The 18,974-nt window shown below is 41.9% G+C and carries 18 protein-coding genes, 1 riboswitch and 1 other annotated feature; of the genes, 10 read left to right on the top strand and 8 right to left on the bottom strand.

What is annotated here, in order from left to right; all coding sequences use genetic code 11:
- Positions 1 to 14 precede the first annotated feature (14 nt).
- The gene (locus ABC361_RS14450; RefSeq protein ID WP_413074606.1) at positions 15 to 1,274 is read left to right on the top strand and encodes a BaiN/RdsA family NAD(P)/FAD-dependent oxidoreductase; all 1,260 of its coding nucleotides are present in this window, start codon (positions 15 to 17) and stop codon (positions 1,272 to 1,274) included.
- 33 nt (positions 1,275 to 1,307) lie between these two features.
- On the opposite strand, the gene leuS is transcribed toward ABC361_RS14450, so the two are convergent.
- Both leuS and ABC361_RS14460 read right to left on the bottom strand, forming a co-directional pair.
- Complete coding sequence (gene leuS / locus ABC361_RS14455; RefSeq protein ID WP_413074607.1) at positions 1,308 to 3,722, bottom strand: leucine--tRNA ligase; 2,415 nt, start codon at positions 3,720 to 3,722, stop codon at positions 1,308 to 1,310.
- Between the two features lie 53 nt (positions 3,723 to 3,775).
- Positions 3,776 to 3,993, bottom strand: a binding site (T-box leader).
- Positions 3,994 to 4,065: 72 nt separating this feature from the next.
- Positions 4,066 to 5,265: an MDR family MFS transporter gene (locus ABC361_RS14460; RefSeq protein WP_413074608.1), complete on the bottom strand. Its 1,200-nt coding sequence runs from the start codon at positions 5,263 to 5,265 to the stop codon at positions 4,066 to 4,068.
- A 154-nt stretch (positions 5,266 to 5,419) separates the two neighbouring features.
- Between ABC361_RS14460 and mnmL the strand changes: the two genes are divergently transcribed.
- Genes mnmL through ABC361_RS14475 form a run of 3 tightly spaced genes read left to right on the top strand, consistent with a single transcriptional unit; the run spans position 5,420 to position 7,525 of the window.
- Positions 5,420 to 6,373: a tRNA modification radical SAM protein MnmL/YtqA gene (mnmL, locus tag ABC361_RS14465; RefSeq protein ID WP_413074609.1), complete on the top strand. Its 954-nt coding sequence runs from the start codon at positions 5,420 to 5,422 to the stop codon at positions 6,371 to 6,373.
- Positions 6,370 to 6,939 (top strand): tRNA 5-(aminomethyl)-2-thiouridylate-methyltransferase MnmM, encoded by a 570-nt coding sequence (mnmM, locus tag ABC361_RS14470; protein ID WP_413074610.1) that lies wholly within the window; start codon positions 6,370 to 6,372, stop codon positions 6,937 to 6,939. The genes mnmL and mnmM overlap by 4 nt, the downstream gene beginning before the upstream one ends.
- Positions 6,940 to 6,958: 19 nt before the next feature.
- A complete protein-coding gene (locus ABC361_RS14475; RefSeq protein WP_099301567.1) occupies positions 6,959 to 7,525 on the top strand; it encodes a beta-class carbonic anhydrase in 567 nt (188 codons plus the stop codon).
- Here ABC361_RS14475 and ABC361_RS14480 read toward each other — a convergent pair.
- Both ABC361_RS14480 and ABC361_RS14485 read right to left on the bottom strand, forming a co-directional pair.
- Positions 7,433 to 7,705, bottom strand: a complete 273-nt coding sequence (locus ABC361_RS14480) for a hypothetical protein (RefSeq protein WP_413074611.1) — start codon at positions 7,703 to 7,705, stop codon at positions 7,433 to 7,435. The genes ABC361_RS14475 and ABC361_RS14480 overlap by 93 nt on opposite strands.
- 43 nt (positions 7,706 to 7,748) lie before the next feature.
- The gene (locus ABC361_RS14485; RefSeq protein ID WP_413074612.1) at positions 7,749 to 8,531 is read right to left on the bottom strand and encodes an alpha/beta hydrolase; all 783 of its coding nucleotides are present in this window, start codon (positions 8,529 to 8,531) and stop codon (positions 7,749 to 7,751) included.
- A gap of 89 nt (positions 8,532 to 8,620) precedes the next feature.
- On the opposite strand from ABC361_RS14485, the gene ABC361_RS14490 reads away from it, so the two are divergent.
- Together ABC361_RS14490 and ABC361_RS14495 are read left to right on the top strand one after the other, a co-directional pair.
- Positions 8,621 to 9,133 carry a gamma carbonic anhydrase gene (locus ABC361_RS14490; RefSeq protein ID WP_413074613.1) on the top strand — a complete coding sequence of 171 codons (513 nt, stop codon included), beginning with the start codon at positions 8,621 to 8,623 and terminating at the stop codon, positions 9,131 to 9,133.
- Between the two features lie 32 nt (positions 9,134 to 9,165).
- Positions 9,166 to 9,906, top strand: coding sequence for an SDR family NAD(P)-dependent oxidoreductase (locus ABC361_RS14495; RefSeq protein WP_413074614.1), 741 nt, complete (start codon positions 9,166 to 9,168; stop codon positions 9,904 to 9,906).
- Between the two features lie 46 nt (positions 9,907 to 9,952).
- Here the strand turns inward: ABC361_RS14495 and metK are convergent, their stop codons facing one another.
- The gene (gene metK / locus ABC361_RS14500; RefSeq protein ID WP_413074615.1) at positions 9,953 to 11,152 is read right to left on the bottom strand and encodes a methionine adenosyltransferase; all 1,200 of its coding nucleotides are present in this window, start codon (positions 11,150 to 11,152) and stop codon (positions 9,953 to 9,955) included.
- A 222-nt stretch (positions 11,153 to 11,374) separates the two neighbouring features.
- Positions 11,375 to 11,480: riboswitch (SAM riboswitch) on the bottom strand.
- Positions 11,481 to 12,121: 641 nt separating this feature from the next.
- On the opposite strand from metK, the gene pckA reads away from it, so the two are divergent.
- Positions 12,122 to 13,702, top strand: coding sequence for a phosphoenolpyruvate carboxykinase (ATP) (gene pckA / locus ABC361_RS14505; RefSeq protein WP_413074616.1), 1,581 nt, complete (start codon positions 12,122 to 12,124; stop codon positions 13,700 to 13,702).
- A gap of 32 nt (positions 13,703 to 13,734) precedes the next feature.
- Here the strand turns inward: pckA and ABC361_RS14510 are convergent, their stop codons facing one another.
- A complete protein-coding gene (locus ABC361_RS14510; RefSeq protein WP_413074617.1) occupies positions 13,735 to 14,520 on the bottom strand; it encodes an alpha/beta hydrolase family protein in 786 nt (261 codons plus the stop codon).
- Positions 14,521 to 14,627: 107 nt separating this feature from the next.
- Between ABC361_RS14510 and ABC361_RS14515 the strand changes: the two genes are divergently transcribed.
- From ABC361_RS14515 to ABC361_RS14525, 3 genes are read left to right on the top strand one after another with little or no spacing between them, the layout of a single operon-like run.
- On the top strand, positions 14,628 to 15,614 hold the full coding sequence (locus ABC361_RS14515; protein ID WP_413074618.1) for an ABC transporter substrate-binding protein: 987 nt from the start codon (positions 14,628 to 14,630) through the stop codon (positions 15,612 to 15,614).
- Positions 15,615 to 15,626: 12 nt separating this feature from the next.
- On the top strand, positions 15,627 to 16,376 hold the full coding sequence (locus tag ABC361_RS14520; RefSeq protein ID WP_413074619.1) for an ABC transporter ATP-binding protein: 750 nt from the start codon (positions 15,627 to 15,629) through the stop codon (positions 16,374 to 16,376).
- A gap of 19 nt (positions 16,377 to 16,395) precedes the next feature.
- Positions 16,396 to 17,163 carry an ABC transporter permease gene (locus ABC361_RS14525; RefSeq protein WP_413075779.1) on the top strand — a complete coding sequence of 256 codons (768 nt, stop codon included), beginning with the start codon at positions 16,396 to 16,398 and terminating at the stop codon, positions 17,161 to 17,163.
- Positions 17,164 to 17,191: 28 nt separating this feature from the next.
- Here ABC361_RS14525 and ytkD read toward each other — a convergent pair whose 3' ends face one another.
- Together ytkD and ABC361_RS14535 are read right to left on the bottom strand one after the other, a co-directional pair.
- Complete coding sequence (gene ytkD, locus ABC361_RS14530) at positions 17,192 to 17,677, bottom strand: RNA deprotection pyrophosphohydrolase (protein WP_413074620.1); 486 nt, start codon at positions 17,675 to 17,677, stop codon at positions 17,192 to 17,194.
- A 66-nt stretch (positions 17,678 to 17,743) separates the two neighbouring features.
- Positions 17,744 to 18,955: an MFS transporter gene (locus tag ABC361_RS14535; RefSeq protein WP_413074621.1), complete on the bottom strand. Its 1,212-nt coding sequence runs from the start codon at positions 18,953 to 18,955 to the stop codon at positions 17,744 to 17,746.
- Positions 18,956 to 18,974 lie beyond the last annotated feature (19 nt).

The raw sequence follows: 18,974 nt of genomic DNA on the forward strand, positions 1-18,974 counted from the left end.
TAGGTGGAAAAAAGATGTACGATGTAGTAATTATTGGTGGAGGGCCCTCTGGTTTAATGGCAGCTGTCGCCGCTGCTGAAAACGGAGCAAAAGTCCTTTTACTTGATAAAGGGAATAAATTAGGCCGAAAACTAGCCATTTCCGGTGGCGGACGGTGCAACGTCACCAACCGAATGGAACACAAGCAATTAATCGAGCACATCCCCGGAAATGGACGCTTTATGCACAGCCCTTTTTCCGTTTTTGATAATGAAAACATTATTACCTTTTTTGAAAATTTAGGGATTCAACTAAAAGAAGAAGACCGGGGACGTATGTTCCCTATTAGCGACAAGGCACAGACGGTTGTCGATACACTCCTAAATCGTATTCGATCATTGAAGGTTGACATTCGTACGAATACAGAAGTTGGAGATCTGCACTTTTCGGAAGAAGATCTACATTCCGTTTTGTTAAAAGACGGAACAACAGTTGCCACGAAGGCAGTCATCATTGCGACTGGTGGAAAATCTGTCCCTCATACAGGGAGTAATGGAAGTGGGTATCCGTGGGCAAAAAAAGCAGGTCACACGATTACAGAGCTTTATCCAACCGAAGTTCCAATCACCATTGATCAACCGTTTATTACGAATAAAGATCTACAAGGACTATCACTACGGGAAATTGAACTAACGGTTACAGCACCAAACGGCAAAAAAATCAAAACCCATGAAGGCGATATGATCTTCACACATTTTGGCATCTCAGGCCCTGCAGCCCTTCGGTGTAGCCAATACGTCGTCAAAGCATTAAAGAAATACAACGCGCAGTGGGTGCCGATGAGCATTCAGCTTTTCCCTGGTTCTTCCCATGAAGATCTATTTCAACAACTCGTTAAATTAATAAAAGCTGAGCCAAGAAAAGCATTAAAAACGGTCTTAAAGGGCTTTGCTCCTGAACGATTGCTCACGTTCCTTTATAAGGACCTTAACATTAACGAGCAAGAAGTATGTGCCAATACATCTCACGAAGCACTACGAAAACTCGCACAAACATTAACGGCTTTTCCTTTAAAAGCAAACGGAACCTTATCAATTGAAAAAGCATTTGTTACAGGTGGCGGCGTAAGCGTGAAAGAAATTGAGCCAAAAACGATGCAGTCTCGGAAAACAAAAGGGCTTTATTTCTGTGGGGAAGTACTTGATATCCACGGCTATACTGGTGGATATAACATTACATGTGCCTTTTCTACTGGCTATACAGCTGGTTCTGGTGCGGCATTGAATAGCAAATAAAAAGCAGAGTGCCATGAGCACCCTGCTTTTTCGTTATCCGACAACGATGTTCACAAGTTTTCCAGGAACAGCAATAATCTTACGGATCGCTTTGTCGCCAATGGCTTCTTGAACTTTTGCATCTGCTTTGGCAGCTGCTTCTAGTTCGTCTTTCGAAGCCGTTTTTGCTACAACCAATTTGGCTTTTACTTTGCCGTTAATTTGAACAACGACTTCGATTTCATTTTCAACTAATAGGGACTCATCGTACGTCGGCCACTCCGCATAAGCAATCGATTCACTATGACCAAGCTTTTGCCAAATTTCTTCAGCAATATGTGGCGCAATCGGAGAAAGCAACTTCACGAAGCCTTCTGCCAATTCTTTAGGCAAAATATCTTGTTTATTTGCTTCGTTAACGAATACCATTAGCTGTGAAATACCGGTATTAAAGCGAATTTCAGTAAAGTCTTCTGTTACCTTTTTCACCGTTTGATGATACGTCCGTGTCAGCACGTCTGTTGCCTCTGCATCTTGAACTTTATCGTTCAATTGCCCGGTTTCTTCGTTTACAATGAGTCGCCATACACGCTCTAGGAAACGTCTTGAACCATCAAGTCCATTTGTCGACCAAGCAATCGATGCATCAAGTGGCCCCATAAACATTTCATAAAGGCGAAGTGTATCAGCACCGTGAGTCGCAATGATATCGTCTGGATTGACCACATTTCCTTTTGACTTACTCATTTTCTCATTGTTGTCTCCAAGAATCATCCCTTGGTTAAACAGTTTTTGGAACGGCTCTTTTGTTGGGACAACGCCAATATCGTATAAGAACTTGTGCCAGAATCGTGCATAAAGAAGATGGAGAACCGCATGTTCAACGCCACCGATATAGATATCAACTGGCAACCATGCCTTCGCTTTTTCTGGATCTACAAGCACGTCTTCATTGGTTGGATCGATATAGCGTAGATAGTACCAGCAGCTACCTGCCCACTGGGGCATTGTGTTTGTCTCACGACGGCCTTTCATACCTGTTTTAGAATCTGTTACTTCAAGCCAGTCTGTTGCGTTGGCAAGCGGTGATTCCCCTGTACCAGAAGGTTTTATCTCATCAAGTTCTGGCAACATGAGCGGTAGCTCACTTTCAGCCACCGTCGACATCGACCCATCTTCCCAATGGATCACTGGAATCGGCTCGCCCCAATAACGCTGTCTGCTAAATAACCAGTCGCGCAGGCGATACGTAATTTTTTTCGAACCAGAGCCACTCTCTTCAAGCCACGCTATCATTTTTGTGATTGCCTCTTCTTTATGAAGCCCGTTCAAAAAGTCAGAATGTACATGTTCGCCATCCCCAGTATGAGCTTCTTGAGACAAGTCACCGCCGGCAACAACTTCTTTTATCGGTAGGTCAAATGTTTTGGCAAATTCATAGTCACGCTCATCATGACCAGGAACAGCCATTACCGCGCCAGTACCATAGCTGATCAATACATAATCTGCAACCCAGACTGGAATTTCTGCTCCATTAGCTGGATTAATTGCATAGGCTCCTGTGAACGCGCCAGTCTTTTCTTTCGCAAGGTCCGTACGTTCTAGGTCACTTTTCAACGAAACTTGTTTCTTGTATGCTTCAACCGTTTCCTTCTGCTCACTTGTTGTAATTTGATCAACAAGTTTGTGTTCAGGAGCAAGAACCATGTACGTTGCACCAAACAATGTATCGGGACGAGTCGTAAACACCCTTACCTCTTCACCGTTAATGTCGAACGTTACTTCTGCACCTTCTGATTTGCCGATCCAGTTGCGCTGCATGTCTTTCAAACTTTCTGGCCAGTCAAGGTCTTCTAAATCCTCAAGCAAACGATCGGCGTATTCCGTGATCCGTAATACCCACTGCTTCATCGGACGACGCTCAACTGGGTGACCTCCACGTTCTGACACCCCGTCGACTATCTCTTCATTTGCCAGCACGGTACCAAGCGCAGGACACCAGTTCACTGCCACTTCGTCCACATAAGCAAGACCTTTTTCATATAGTTTAATAAAGATCCACTGCGTCCACTTATAGTAGTCTGGATCTGTTGTGCTAATTTCACGATCCCAGTCATAAGAGAATCCTAGTTCTTGGATTTGACGCTTAAAGGTTTCAATGTTTTCCTTTGTAAAAATCGCTGGATGATTCCCTGTATCAAGTGCATATTGCTCTGCTGGTAAGCCAAACGCATCCCACCCCATTGGGTGTAACACGTTATACCCCTGCATTCGCTTCATACGAGCAAGAATATCCGTTGCCGTATAGCCTTCTGGGTGCCCTACATGCAAGCCAGATCCTGATGGGTATGGAAACATGTCAAGCGCATAGAAGTTTGGTTTATTCTGATCTTCTGTTGTTTTGAACGTTTTATTGTCTTGCCAAAACGTCCGCCATTTCTTTTCAATTTGTTGATGTGAAAATGACATTCATATTCCTCCTTTTTCCAAGTCGATAAAACACAAAAAGCCCTCATCCCTATCAAAGGGACGAGAGCTGTTATATCCCGCGGTACCACCCAGTTTATTAAGCGCATTCGCTTAATCACTTACACATAACGGTGTGTGCCGTTAAGAACTACTCAACGTTCATTCTTAATCACTAAAAGGCGAGTTCGCTACGCTATCTGACTGACTTGCACCAACCGTCAGCTCTCTTGTGTCCAAGCGTTCACTACTACTCCTTAATGGTTGTGTTTTCATTATCGATGATTATCGTCATTGTATGCAAAGTTATTCCCAATGTCAAGCAGGCATATACCTATTTTTCCTATTATGAAGCCGATTGCTGTGCTTTTTCTTCTTTTTGCAAAGGTCGATCATACATGCGAACAAGAGGAATCGATAACAGCAAGAGTCCACTTATGAGTAGAAATAACCATTCAATTGAATAGAAGTCAACAATTAAGCCGCCTAACAAAGGACCAATCATTCTCCCACCAGTTGAAATGCTGTTTACAATTCCTTGATAAGAACCTTCTTTCCCTTTAGGAGCAAGTTGATTCGCAATGGTAGGCACCGCTGGCCAGACAAACATTTCACCAATGGTTAAAATCAACATGGCAACGAGAAACATTGTAAAGACACTCGCTTGTGTTAACACTAAATAGGACAAGGCAAAAATAATGATGCCCGTTGTCATTTGCCCTTTGATGGTTAAGTGGAACTTTCGAATAATTAGGGCGATTAGAGGTTGTGCAAACACAATCATGAGGCCATTAATCGTCCAAAGTAAACTATAGAGAGGAAGCGCAATGCCTAAGTCTTGAATATGGACGGAAACATTCGCTTGCCACTGAGTATAACCAATCCATGAAATCAAGAACGCTCCACAAATCAGAATAAGGGCCTGCAAACGATAGTGCTTTTTAAACGGAACTTTTTGTGACACCCGTAGCGTAGCATCCGCAGTTCGACCAAGTTGTCCATCCCATTTACGAAAGAAAAAGGCAATAAACCCGAGCATAAAGACATGGACGGCTGCATTGGCGATAAACACATCCGTTAAACGGACAAGCGTCACAACTCCGATTAGTGCTGTCCCAAGGGAAACCCCCACATTTTGCGCCACATAAATCGCATTAAACGGTCGTCTGCCTCCTTCTGGCCACAGGCTTCCAGCTAATGCATACATGGACGGTGCCATCATCCCCGAACCGAAACCCATACAAGCTAAAAATAAACCATAAAGCACATATGTTTCAAAAAAGAAAGCAAGTAAGATTGATGCACTTGCAGATGTCGTTGCGCCAATTAAAATCGTTCGAAATGCGCCTAATTTATCAAATAAACGTCCACCGATTAAACTTCCAATCACACCAGCACCTGCATTGATCATTAACACAAACCCTGAAGCCGTTAACGTTTGGCCAAGAACTTGCGTCATAATGACAGCATTTAGCGGCCATAGAAACGAAGCACCGGTGATATTAATCGCTGTCGCAATAATAAGAATCCAAATGGATTTAGGCATAAACCCGCCTCCTTTATCATGTCAAAACCCTCATCAGTTTAGAAGAAATTCAAGAATTTAGCAACAACTTTTCTATGACGTCATTCAATAGGAAGACTTCTAATGGAAGAGATGATACACTAAGCTTATTCTTTAAAAGGCAACGGTGATAGACATGATTGATGATACAAAACCAACGAACCTTAATGAGAAATTTTATTATACGTGGAACGACCACCTGAAAGACTATTTCGGTTCAAAAGTAATGAAGATTTCGCTAGATGCAGGCTTTGATTGCCCAAACCGTGATGGAAATGTTGCGTATGGAGGCTGCACATTTTGTAGCCAACGAGGGTCAGGAGATTTTGCCGGTGACCGAAAAGATGATTTAGTTACGCAATTCCACACACAGAAAGAAAAAATGGCTCGTAAATGGAAAACAGATAAATATATCGGCTATTTTCAAGCTTATTCAAATACCTATGCGCCCGTAGAGACACTTCGGCGTTATTTTGAAACGATTTTAGCGCAAGATGGTGTTGTCGGCTTATCTATTGCGACAAGACCTGATTGTTTACCTGATGACGTGGTTGACTACTTAGCTGAATTGAACGAGCGTACATACCTATGGGTAGAATTAGGTTTACAAACGGTACACGAAAAAACCGCACAGCTCATTAACCGCGCACATGATTATGAATGCTATCAAGAGGGTGTCGCAAAACTACGGGCCAAAGGCATCCGTGTATGCGCTCATATTATTAACGGACTGCCCCTTGAGACAGAAGAGATGATGCTTGAAACAGCAAAAGAAGTAGCCAAGCTCGATGTGCAGGGAATTAAAATTCATTTGCTTCACTTGTTGAAAAAAACACCGATGGTCAAACAATTTGAAAAAGGATACGTCGATTTTATGGACCAAGAGAGCTACACAAAACTTGTTGTCGATCAACTTGAAGTGTTACCTCCGTCTATTATGGTTCATCGTTTAACAGGAGACGGACCTGCAGACATTCTCATTGGCCCAATGTGGAGTACAAACAAATGGTCCGTATTAAATGGCATTGAAGCAGAATTTCAGAAGCGTAATAGTTGGCAAGGAAAGTATTATAAAGGAGTTCCATCATGAACGTACAAGGAATTTTACCTTACGCACGCACACTGCTACAAGAAATAGTCCGATCTGGAGACACGGTTGTTGACGCAACAGCTGGAAATGGACATGACACCCTTTTTTTAGCCAACCTTGTTGGTGATAACGGAAAAGTGATTAGCTGTGACATTCAAGACGAGGCAATAATGGCAACAAACGAAAGAATTCAAAAAGCAAGCATGAGTAAGCGTGTGAAGCTCCATCACATTGGACATGAACATCTCAACCAGCTCCCTTCTTTTCAAACGGCAGAGATTCGAGCGGCAATCTTTAATTTAGGTTATTTACCTAAAGGAGATAAGGGTATTACAACAACGGGAGACACAACGATCCAAGCAATTGAACAAATCTATTCCAAACTTTCAAAAGAAGGTCGCATCGTACTCGTGATCTACCATGGACATCCTGAAGGGAAAATAGAAAAAGACGATGTGCTTCACTATGTTTCAAACTTGCCGCAAGAAGAGGCACATGTAGCTTCTTACCAATTTATTAATCAACGCAACAATCCACCATTTGTGGTTGTTATAGAAAAACGCTAAAGCAAAGGGGAACGGGTAAATGAGTAAACTAGATACCATTCTTGAATTTAATCAATCTTTTGTGGAGAACAAAAAATATGAACAATTTTCTGTTGGGAAGTTTCCACAAAAGAAAATTGTGATCCTCACATGTATGGATACGCGATTAACAGAATTGCTACACTCTGCGATGGATTTGCGAAATGGTGATGCCAAAATTGTTAAAAATGCTGGAGCGGTTATTTCTCATCCATTTGGAAGTATCATGCGTAGTATTTTAGTTGCCATTTACGAACTTGGCGCAGAGGAAGTCTATGTTGTCGGCCACTATGGCTGCGGTATGACTGGCCTTTCTTCTGATAACGTTCTACAGAAAGCGGAAGACCGTGGGATTAAAATGGATCACATCGACTCGTTACGCTACGCTGGCGTTGACATTGACACATTTTTAACTGGCTTTGAAGACGTAACAGATAGCGTAAAGCACAGCATTGATATGATTGTAAATCATCCACTACTTCCCAAAGATGTAACCGTTCATGGGCTTGTGATTAGTCCAGAAACAGGGAAACTGGATGTGGTTCAACGAGATCTGCAACCAAACTAAAAAAACATCGTCGCTTTCATCAAAGCGACGATGTTTTTGTCTTTCAAACGATTCTTTTTTGGTTTTCGTTTTTCTCGTCGCTAAATCGGCCATTGCGTACACACTACGATTGAGAGCTGGATTTCGTTTTCCTTCACGGACACGTTTATCTCGTTGCTTCTTTGCTTTAGATTTACTCATCATACATCACTCCTCTGCCTCCTATTGTAACATAGGAGGAGCATTAAGGAATGAGCATGTTCACAAAGCTGACCGTATAACGAAAAACCTCTTCTTTTTCAGGTTCATTATAAAGCTCGTGGTACAAACCGTTCCATTCTTTGAGCATCTTATGACTTACATCAAGATGATTAAACCACGTCAGTGCCGCCCGACTATCAACAACATGATCTTCCCCGGCTACCATTAACAGGATTGGGATATTTGGCATTTTTTCAGGATACCGTCGTGTTGTCAGCATTGCCTTGCTTAACTCGTGATACCAGCGCGCCGAAACTTTTGTCACACGCAAAGGATCTCTTGTGTACGCTTCTCGTACCAATTCACTCCTCGTTGTCAGCTCCGGCTTTAGCCCAGACTGCATACTGAACGTTGGCGCCACATGGTTCAACACTTTAGCCGCAGCTTTTTTTGGCGGTGACACACGCATATTTAACTGAAGGCAAGGAGCAGAAAGGACGACAGCTTCAATAAATGAATTATCGCGTTCAATTAACGTTCTTATGGCAATCAAGCCACCCATACTATGTCCAACTAACACAATTGGAAGTTGCTTAAGACGGGCTTGCTTGAGCCAGCGGTCAACGGTTTTTATGTATTGTTTAAAGGAATCGATGTGTCCACGCTTCCCTCTTGATTCTCCCTGCCCTGGTAAATCCCCTAATAAGCAGTCAAAGCCGTGTAAGTTCCATTTCTCTACTAACCAATTGTAGCGACCACTGTGCTCACCAGCTCCATGAACGATGACCGCTACACCTCGCGCTTCTGGGACTTCAAAATAACGCACGACATCTCCTCCTTATCTAGCTATTTTTATACTCGTACGATAAAATTAGTATAGCCGATTTCAACCTGATTAGGAAAGGAGATGTTCGGATGATTTTACCATACTATGATAAAAAACCAGTCATAGATTCATCTGTTTATGTCGCAAGCAATGCCGTTATTTCTGGAGATGTGGAGATTGGCGAACAATCGAGCGTTTGGTTCCACACGGTCATCCGCGGGGATGTGGCACCAACTCGAATTGGAAAACGAGTCAATATTCAAGATCAATCCATGCTTCATCAAAGTCCAAACCGTACCCTCGTCATTGAAGATGATGTGACCATTGGTCATCAAGTGATGTTACATAGTGCCATTATCCGTAAAAATGCGTTAATTGGCATGGGTTCCACCATTCTTGATGGAGCTGAAATTGGAGAAGGCGCTTTTATTGGTGCAGGAAGTCTTGTGCCACCAGGAAAAACAATTCCGCCCCATACGCTTGCATTAGGGCGACCAGCAAAAGTCGTGCGTGACTTAACTGATGCCGATGTAAAAGAAATGAAACGCGTGCGCACCGAATACGTAGAGAGAGGTCAATACTATAAAAGCATTGACATGTAAATGACAACATAGCGTTCAATTCAGGAGGTACTATGCCAAGATTAAATGATAAAATCATTCTGATAACCGGCGCAAATCGTGGACAAGGGAAGACAATTGCCCATGACTTGGCTAATGAAGGAGCCCATGTAATCGTTGGCGCGCGACGTTTGGATCAAGCACAAGCTGTCGCAGAAGAAATTGGTTCAAAAGCGACGCCATGTAAACTTGATGTCTCGAAGCAACCCGATTGGGACGCAGCCATTACAATGATTGTACAGAAGTTTCAACGATTGGATGCCTTGGTGAACAATGCCGGTGTGTTTCTTAAAAAACCGTTTATGGAATCAACACTTGATGACTATCAAGGTCTAATTGATGTCAACCAGCGCGGAGTCTTTTTAGGTATGCAGGCCGCTGCAAAACAAATGATCCACCAACAAAAAGGGTCCATTATTAACAATGTCTCCATCTCATCTTTTTCTCCAATTCGCCATTCTTCCCTGTACGCTTCTACGAAAGCAGCCATTACAACGTTATCTAAAGCGGCAGCGGCTGAATTAGGTAAGGACGGCGTGCGTGTAAACGTGGTTCATCCTGGTTTAATTGAAACAGAGATGGCAAAAGGACTTTACGATGATCCGCATTATATGGAGAGCATTCCCTTATCACGTACCGGGTCTCCTCTTGATGTTGCTAAGGCCATCGTTTTTCTAGCTTCTGATGACAGCTCCTACTGCACTGGGACAGAAATTGTTGTTGATGGCGGTGTCACGATAGGAAATGCTTTATAAGATAAAAAAAGAGCCCGGATATTTTCCGGACTCTTCTTTTCTGTACTTAAGCTTCTGCTTTCAGCACATCCGCTTTATCTGTTCGTTCCCAAGGAAGTTGAACATCTTCACGACCGAAATGACCATAAGCAGCAGTTTGCTTATAAATCGGACGACGAAGGTCAAGCATTTTAATAATGCCAGCAGGGCGAAGATCAAAGTGCTTTCTCACAAGTGTAACAAGGGTTTCTTCATCCGCTTTTCCAGTGCCAAATGTGTTGATGGAGATGGAAACTGGTTGAGCGACACCAATTGCATACGCAAGCTGAACTTCACACGACTCTGCAAGACCAGCAGCGACAATGTTTTTCGCTACATAACGAGCCGCATATGCGCCTGAACGGTCTACTTTCGTTGCGTCTTTTCCTGAGAATGCTCCGCCTCCATGACGTGCGTAACCACCATACGTATCAACAATAATTTTTCTTCCTGTTAAACCAGCATCCCCTTGAGGACCGCCGATTACGAAACGACCAGTTGGATTAATGAAGAACTTTGTGTTATCGTCCATTAGTTCAGCAGGGACAACAGCTTGAATCACGTGTTTCTTAATATCTGCTTGAATTTGCTCAAGCGTAATGTCTGGCGCATGCTGAGTTGAAATAACAATTGTATCCACGCGGACAGGTTTATCATTGTCATCATATTCAATTGTCACCTGCGTTTTGCCATCCGGACGTAAGTAGTCAAGCGTTTCGTTTTTACGTACTTCGCTTAAACGGAATGCTAGTTTATGGCTTAATGAGATTGGGAGGGGCATCAGCTCTTCTGTTTCATTTGAAGCAAATCCAAACATTAACCCTTGGTCACCTGCACCAATTGCTTCGATTTCTTCGTCTGTCATTTGTCCTTCTCTTGCTTCTAATGCTTGGTCCACCCCTTGAGCGATGTCGGCAGACTGCTCATCAATGGATGTGATGACTGCACACGTTTCGGCATCAAATCCGTATTTTGCTCGTGTATAACCAATTCCTTTGATGGTCTCACGAACCACACTTGGGATATCTACATAGGTGCTTGTCGTAATCTCTCCGGCTACGAGTACCATTCCTGTTGTAACAGATGTTTCACACGCCACACGTGCATTCGGATCTCTCTTTAAAATTTCATCTAGAATCGCATCTGAAATTTGGTCACAAATTTTATCTGGATGACCTTCCGTAACCGATTCTGATGTGAATAAGTGCTTTCCTCTTTTTTCAGACATTCTAATTCCTCCTATTCCATACTTTCGCTCGGAAATGCATGTTGTATTTTAAAACGAACGATCAGAGCTGACTTTGGTAAGTAGGCTAAAGGCATCTTATGCCCACGGACACACAACCGTAACTTATCCGTATCATTTTTATCTTCTCTTTATATGTTGTCACATACAAAACGAAAAAACTCTTTTCCACATGAGAAAAGAGCTGACTTGTTTATCGATCGTCTCTTATCTCCCAGAACAAAACTGTTCTGCAGGTTAGCACCTTTTCACTAACGTGATGGTTGCTGGGTTTCAAAGGGCCTGTCCCTCCACCTTCTCTTGATAAAAGCGTGATGTTATCTGTTTTAAAAAGCAGTATAACTTTAACTTGTGACGATGAATGATCGCCATCTTTTTCGAGCTATTTCTACAGCAAGCCTGTAAGAAATTAGTCGTTTTTTCAATGGGAATCGCAGGCAATGTCATAAGTTTGCGCTTTGTTCGTTTTCGCACATTAGCATAACATAATTTCCTCTACTTTGAAAGGTTTAAGAAGAGTCTTTGCTTTATCTCTTTTAAATCGAAATAAAATCTTGTATGATTGAACACCAATAAAAACATTAATTATTCTGAATTAGAGGTGTTTTATGTCTACTAAAACAAAAGTCATTCTTTTGATCTTTTCGGGATTTGCTTTCGGAACGCTCGCTTATCTAGGCTTCATGTATCTATTTTTACCAAATATGCTTGGATGAAGTCATTAAAGCAGGACCGAGGAGAGTCAAATGACAAGCGAAAGCTTCATGGTGTGAATACAGTAGCGATATGAATGGAGTTTTACTTCAGCAATCACTTCTCCATTCAACATCATAAAAAAACACATAAAAGCATCCTTTCACTTTTTTTCAAAACATCTTTCACTTTAGTATGGACTAATAAATATAATGTGTTATACTATTACCACGAACACCGACCATAAAGGAGCCGATTATGAAAATTTTAAATGGATCAACACAATTAGAGCAGCTACTTTCAAGTCCTAAGACGGTTCACCAACTTTCTGTTCCCTCTTTAGTAGAGCGAGCGTTAATGAATCAAGAAGGTGAATTAACAGATACTGGCGCGCTTTCTGTGCAAACTGGGAAGTATACTGGTCGCTCACCCAAAGATAAATTTATTGTAGATGAGCCAAGTGTTCGTAATACGATTGATTGGGGACCAGTCAATCAACCAATTTCTCAAAACACATTTAAAGCGCTTTATGAAAAAGTGTTATACTATTTGCAACAAAAAGAAGTTCGCTATGCCTCGAATGGCTTTGTTGGCGCAGACCCCAATTATCAATTGCCGATCACATACATTAATGAATTTGCATGGCACCACCTTTTTGCTCGTCAACTTTTTATTCGTGAAGGCCAGTCAACAAAAACCAATCAAGAACCATTTACGATTGTCAGTGCGCCTACATTTAAAGCAGACCCTGCTGTTGATGGCACCAATTCCGAAGCGTTTGTCATGATTTCGTTTGAAGAGCGCGTTGTGTTAATCGGCGGAACCGAATATGCAGGTGAAATGAAAAAATCAATGTTTTCGGTTATGAATTATTTAATGCCTGACGAAAATGTATTGCCTATGCACTGTTCAGCAAATACAAACGAAAATGGTGAAACCGCTCTATTTTTCGGTTTGTCTGGAACAGGAAAAACCACCTTATCTGCCTCTAGCCACCGCTCGCTTATTGGGGATGACGAACATGGTTGGACAGAAACAGGAATCTTTAATATTGAAGGTGGTTGCTACGCGAAATGTATTAACCTTTCACAAGAGCAAGAGCCACAAATTTGGAATGCGATTTCATTTGGCGCGGTTCTTGAGAATGTTGCTGTTGAAGAAGGGAAAGCGAATTACGATGATTCTTCATTAACAGAAAATACAAGAGCAGCTTATCCGATTGAAGCGATTCCGAATGCATTAAAACCAAGCGTTGCAGGAAGCCCTACTGCCATCGTCTTTTTAACTGCTGATGCTTTTGGGGTTCTTCCACCAATTAGCAAATTGACAAAAGAACAGGCCATGTACCACTTTTTATCTGGCTATACGAGCAAACTTGCGGGAACAGAAAGAGGCATTACGCAACCGGAAGCGACATTCTCAACATGTTTTGGCGCACCTTTCCTTCCAAGAAAACCAGAAACCTATGCTGCAATGCTCGGGGAAAAAATCGAAGCAAACGATGTGGATGTGTTCTTAGTAAATACTGGTTGGACCGGTGGCAGCTACGGTACTGGAAGCAGAATGAAGCTCAGGTTTACAAGAGCCATGGTTGAAGCTGCTCTTCAAGGTGAGTTGAATCAAGTTGAGACAGAAACAGACCCTATTTTCGGTCTTCATATGCCAACTCGTTGTCCTGGCGTCCCTGATGAATTAATGAATCCGCGAAACGCTTGGGCAGATAAAGATGCCTATGATCAAACAGCAAAATCATTAGCGAACCAATTTGCAGACAACTTCTCTCGTTTTTCTTCTGCAAAAGAAAGCATCCAGCAAGCTGGCCCAACTCGTACAAACTAAATAGAAAAAAAGAGTAGTGATGATGAGATCACCTACTCTTTTTTTGTGTGCTTCATCCAGCTAGCTGCTTTTTTTAAAATATCTGCCTGTTCCATTGGCGGAAAATGATGTCGATAATGTGGGAAGATCCACGTTTCCGTTCGATACTGGTTTTTGTCTGGAATGTGGTCCAGTAGCTGATACACGTGTTCAGCTGAGACATGCTCGTCTTTTTCTCCATGTATAACAAGAAGATGCGGCTGAAATTCACCCATATTCTTAAGAGGCGTCCGCTCTTCATAACGCTCTGGATATTTCCAGGGAGTTCCCCCAATGACTCGCTTCATCATCTTTCTTAAGTCTACTCGCTCTTCATACGTAAGCACCATATCCGTTACACCATTCCAACAAGTAACGGAGCGAGATTGCGGACGATAAATCCCTGTCCACAATGCCATAATTCCTCCTCTTGAAAAACCGACAATATGAATGCCTTTCGCTTTATCAACTTGTTCATGCTGTTCCAATAGATCAAATCCGTTAATCGCATCAAAACGATCATTGCCACAAAAATCTTCTCGCCCCTCCCCACCGCGATTCCCGCGATAGTAAGGCGCAAATACAACAAAACCCTCACTCGCCCATTGAATAATGCGTTGCGGTCGAACCATACCGACTGTTTTGATCCCACCACGTAAATAAAGTAAGCCAGGTAACGAATGGTGACCGATCGGTTCTGCCATCAAGCCGATCACCTTCAGTCCTTCGCTTATGTACGTCACTTCATACAAATGAATACGTATACTCGGTGAGGGCACTCTTACTTTTTCAATAATCATAAAACCCTCCTCTTAGGCATACACCCTTTTCGCTCACTACGCATAGTGTAGCAATAAAGTCATTTTCCCATTCGAACGGTAAGAAAAACATAGAAGGAGTGATAAAAATGAAACGCCTGCTAGCTTTTTTCATCCTTACATCTTCTATTGCGCTGATGGTTGGCTGCCAAACCAATGATCGTGCAGATAAATTAGAAGTTGCTGAAGTGACCCGTTCTGTTTTTTATGCACCATTATACATTGCCTTATCAGAAGGCTATTTTGAAGAAGAAAATCTCGAAATTGATTTAACCACGACATGGGGTGGCGATAAAACGATGACTGCTTTGCTTTCCGATGGGGCGGACATTGCTTTAGTAGGATCCGAAACATCGATTTATGTTGCTGGTCAAGAAGCGACAGATCCCGCGATTAATTTTGCGGCGTTAACTCAAACAGACGGCACATTTCTTGTTGCTCGAGAAGACGTCTCTTCTTTTGATTGGAGTGATTTAAACGGCACCACGTTTCTTGGTCAACGCAAAGGTGGGATGCCGCAAATGGTAGGAGAATATGTGTTAAAGCAACATGATATTGATCCGCAAAATGATTTAACTCTACTTCAAAATGTTGATTTTGGAAATATACCGAGTGCATTTGCTTCAGGCACTGGCGATTATGTACAGTTATTTGAACCACAAGCGTCTACATTTGAAAAAGAAGGACTCGGTCACGTTATTGCATCGTTTGGCGCAGAATCTGGAGAAGTCCCTTATACGTCATTTATGGCAAAACAAAGCATAATTAAAAAAGATGAGGAAGCGCTCATTCGTTTTTCTAAAGCCATTTACAAAGGGCAGCAATTTGTTGAAACAGAAGATTCAGCGTTAATCGCAGAATCAATCCATGGCTATTTTGAGGATACAGACGTGGATATTCTAGCAAATGCAATTGACCGCTATAAAGAACAAGGGTCTTATGCAACAGATCCGCTTTTATCCGAAGATGCATGGAACACGCTACTTGAGATTATGGATGAAGCTGGTGAACTTCCAGATCACATTCCATTTGAAGAGTTAGTTAATACAACCATTGCAACGGAAGCGATGGAATGAAGGAGGCCACCGATGTCAAACGTATCGATTGACTCATTATCGTTAACATACGTAAATGAATCTGGGGCTTTTCCTGCTCTCCAAAATGTTTCACTATCCATTGAAGAAGGCGAATTTGTTTCATTTATTGGTCCAAGTGGATGTGGGAAAACAACGCTACTTTCGATTATTGCCGGACTTCTTGAGCAGACGAGTGGGTCAATTTTTATTAAGAATAAAGAATCCATCGGCTATATGCTTCAGCATGATTACCTTTTTCCTTGGCTATCGATCGAAAAAAATATAACCCTTGGCCAACGAATTCAAGGGTCAGACAATGAAATCGCACACCGTAAAGCATTAAAGTGGCTTGAACGCTTCGGGTTAACAGATAAAAAAAACGACCTTCCTCAAGCACTATCGGGCGGGATGAGGCAGCGTGTAGCACTAATTCGAACACTCGCTACCGATCCGTCTCTTATGTTGCTTGATGAACCTTTTTCCGCCTTAGATCAACAAACAAAATTAAAACTGGAAGATCTCGTTTCTGCTACCTTAAAAGCGGAACAAAAAACAGCGATTCTTGTCACCCATGATATTAGTGAAGCCATTGCCATGAGTGATCGGGTCATTCTTTTTTCGCCGCGTCCTGGAAAAGTTGCTCAAGTCTTTACCATACCACAGTCTATTCGTGACTGTACGCCGTTTGAGAGTCGGCAGCACCAAGATTTCCAAGACCAGTTCCAGTTAATTTGGAAGGAGCTGGATCGTTTTGAATCCTAATGAACTTCACAACCATTTCATGCTCGCAAAAAAGAAGGAAAAGCGTTTTGTTCGGTTCACACAAGTGAGCATAATCGTGCTTGTTATTGTGGCTTGGGAACTCGCTTCTCGCTTTGCTCTTATTGATCCCTTACTGTTCAGTATGCCTTCACGAATTGTCACGTTGCTTTATGAACATATCATTGCAGGGACATTATGGCTGCATGCTTCAGTCACCATGTTTGAAACAATTTTAGGCTTCTTACTTGGTACCGTTATTGGAACACTCTTGGCTGCATTATTATGGTGGTCGAAAATTCTTTCAAAAATCTTAGATCCTTTTTTAGTCATTATGAATTCAATGCCTAAAGTAGCTATTGGCCCCATTTTAATTGTAGGAATTGGACCAAATATGGGGTCCATTATTGCAATGGGCATGCTTGTGTCTGTCATCATTACAACGATGGTTGTTCATACGGCTTTTAAAGAAGTGGATCAAAATTATATAAAAGTGCTTCAAACATTTTCAGCTTCAAAGCGACAAATCTTCACGAATGTTATTTATCCTGCTTCCATCCCCGTTATTATCTCAACTCTTAAAATGAATGTGGGGCTAGCTTGGGTTGGTGTAATCGTCGGAGAATTTCTTGTCTCCAAGCAGGGATTAGGTTATTTAATTATTTATGGTTTCCAAGTGTTTAATTTCAATCTTGTGTTTATGAGTTTATTGGTCATAGCCATACTCGCAACACTCATGTATCTTTTTGTTGAATATATTGAAAAGAAACTTACTAAATACAGCATATAGCGCCCGTTCAGGGCGTTATTTGCCTATTCTAGTCGTTATTAAAGATCGCTTTTGCAATGGTGTATTGAATCGCTTGAGGGACAACATCATCTTTCATAATGGGGCTAAATCGATTATCAGCTTTCATCCCAATCGGCAACTCTTCCATTAATTTCGCCCCATTCGTTTCAAACCCAGGTTCCAATTCTTCAAACGAAGCTACTCTTACAGCATAAATAGATTTTTGGATTGTTTCTTCAGGCATCTCAACTTCGTATTGACCAATATAGACAATTGAATTTGCACGCCCCCCTGTTTCTTCCCTTAATTCACGTTTGACGGCTTCTTCTGGTTCCTCACCTGGCTCTAGCTTCCCTCCTGGAAATTCATACCCTCTTTCTTTATGGTCGGTTAATACCCATGCCGTTTTATAGCGGGCTACAATCAATACATGCTTTGGTGAAGAGGTGAACGGCAGTTCCTCTCCTAGCACAAGGTTGACTAAATACCCTTTTTGATCTTTAAACGTTCTCATTTCAATTCCCTCGCTTTTGTCACATTCTCCTTAAAGTATAGAACAAAAACGATTGCAGTTCGACTCTTACCACGTGCGAACCCCTTTTTTTTGTGGACGAATGCCCCATAGTACAAGAATAATGGTTAACAAGACGACAACCGCATTACCTGTGAAGGTGAAGAAATGACTACCTTTCATAAAAATCGCAAACAGAGGTGGTCCTGCTGCAACACCAATAAAGCGTGTACTATTATAAAAAGACGAAATTGATCCTCGTTGTTCAGCAGGTATGCCTTCTGTTACGAACGCATCTAAGCTTGGGAGGGCCGCCCCAATGCCAATACCTGCCGCAAACAATGCGGTTAACATCATGTAAAGTTCTTTATTAAACGAAATAACAAACACAGCCAATGTTAATAAAGAAAGTCCTGCAACCGTTATCCATTTCATTTTTAACTGATCTTGTCCGATTCCTTTTCCAGCTGCATACGACGTTAAACAAAGCGCCAATAGCGGGAACGCAAGAATGACTCCTTTTCTCACGCCATGAATCTGGTGGCTATCTTCAAGGAAAGTGGACAAATAAAACAGAATTCCAAATAGAATGTACATGAGTACACCGCCTGTAACAAAAACCGTATACAGCCAGCGTCCTTCACGTTTAAAGATTTGTTTCACCTGCTTAATGAACTGTTTGAATTTTTTCGGCTTCTTTGTTTTCGCAGGTGTTTGAATAAAAAAACGAATCATGATTATGGAAATCGCACAAAAAATAGGAAACGCAAAAAATGGCATAAACCATACGATTGAAGCTAGCAGCGCGCCAAATATGGGACTTAGCACTTTTCCAAATGTATTGGATGTTTCAATTAACCCTAAACCTTCACTGATCTCTTGTTTTTCTTTAAACAAGTCACCTACAAATGGCATGACGATTGGCGCCGCTCCGGCTGCACCAATCCCTTGTAATAAGCGACCAATAAAAATAACCCAATACGCTTGATCGATTTTCCAGGCAGCCAATCCTGCCACCAAACCACCAATACCAGCAAGAATTAAGCTTGGGATGATTACTTGTTTTCGTCCAATATGATCCGATAAATAACCTGCAATTGGAATAAAAATAATTGCAACGACCGAATAAGCGGTAATTAATAAACTAACCATAAATGAACTTACTTGTAGCTCGCTACCTATTGTCGGTAAGACTGGGATTAACATTGAATTCCCTAATGTCATCACAAGAGGAACGGAGGACAGAGAGAGTAATCCCCACATTTTCTTTGAATTTTCCACGTTGTTGTTAAGCCCCTTT

The organism is Shouchella phoenicis (genome assembly GCF_047238345.1).
GTDB lineage: Bacteria > Bacillota > Bacilli > Bacillales > Bacillaceae_D > Shouchella.

Excerpts from the sequence above, each read along its gene's own strand:
- ABC361_RS14450 (WP_413074606.1), top strand. The coding sequence starts at position 15 with ATGTACGATGTAGTAATTATTGGTGGAGGGCCCTCTGGTTTAATGGCA.
- leuS (WP_413074607.1), bottom strand. The coding sequence starts at position 3,722 with ATGTCATTTTCACATCAACAAATTGAAAAGAAATGGCGGACGTTTTGG.
- ABC361_RS14460 (WP_413074608.1), bottom strand. The coding sequence starts at position 5,265 with ATGCCTAAATCCATTTGGATTCTTATTATTGCGACAGCGATTAATATC.
- mnmL (WP_413074609.1), top strand. The coding sequence starts at position 5,420 with ATGATTGATGATACAAAACCAACGAACCTTAATGAGAAATTTTATTAT.
- mnmM (WP_413074610.1), top strand. The coding sequence starts at position 6,370 with ATGAACGTACAAGGAATTTTACCTTACGCACGCACACTGCTACAAGAA.
- ABC361_RS14475 (WP_099301567.1), top strand. The coding sequence starts at position 6,959 with ATGAGTAAACTAGATACCATTCTTGAATTTAATCAATCTTTTGTGGAG.
- ABC361_RS14480 (WP_413074611.1), bottom strand. The coding sequence starts at position 7,705 with ATGAGTAAATCTAAAGCAAAGAAGCAACGAGATAAACGTGTCCGTGAA.
- ABC361_RS14490 (WP_413074613.1), top strand. The coding sequence starts at position 8,621 with ATGATTTTACCATACTATGATAAAAAACCAGTCATAGATTCATCTGTT.
- ABC361_RS14495 (WP_413074614.1), top strand. The coding sequence starts at position 9,166 with ATGCCAAGATTAAATGATAAAATCATTCTGATAACCGGCGCAAATCGT.
- metK (WP_413074615.1), bottom strand. The coding sequence starts at position 11,152 with ATGTCTGAAAAAAGAGGAAAGCACTTATTCACATCAGAATCGGTTACG.
- pckA (WP_413074616.1), top strand. The coding sequence starts at position 12,122 with ATGAAAATTTTAAATGGATCAACACAATTAGAGCAGCTACTTTCAAGT.
- ABC361_RS14510 (WP_413074617.1), bottom strand. The coding sequence starts at position 14,520 with ATGATTATTGAAAAAGTAAGAGTGCCCTCACCGAGTATACGTATTCAT.
- ABC361_RS14515 (WP_413074618.1), top strand. The coding sequence starts at position 14,628 with ATGAAACGCCTGCTAGCTTTTTTCATCCTTACATCTTCTATTGCGCTG.
- ABC361_RS14520 (WP_413074619.1), top strand. The coding sequence starts at position 15,627 with ATGTCAAACGTATCGATTGACTCATTATCGTTAACATACGTAAATGAA.
- ABC361_RS14525 (WP_413075779.1), top strand. The coding sequence starts at position 16,396 with ATGCTCGCAAAAAAGAAGGAAAAGCGTTTTGTTCGGTTCACACAAGTG.
- ytkD (WP_413074620.1), bottom strand. The coding sequence starts at position 17,677 with ATGAGAACGTTTAAAGATCAAAAAGGGTATTTAGTCAACCTTGTGCTA.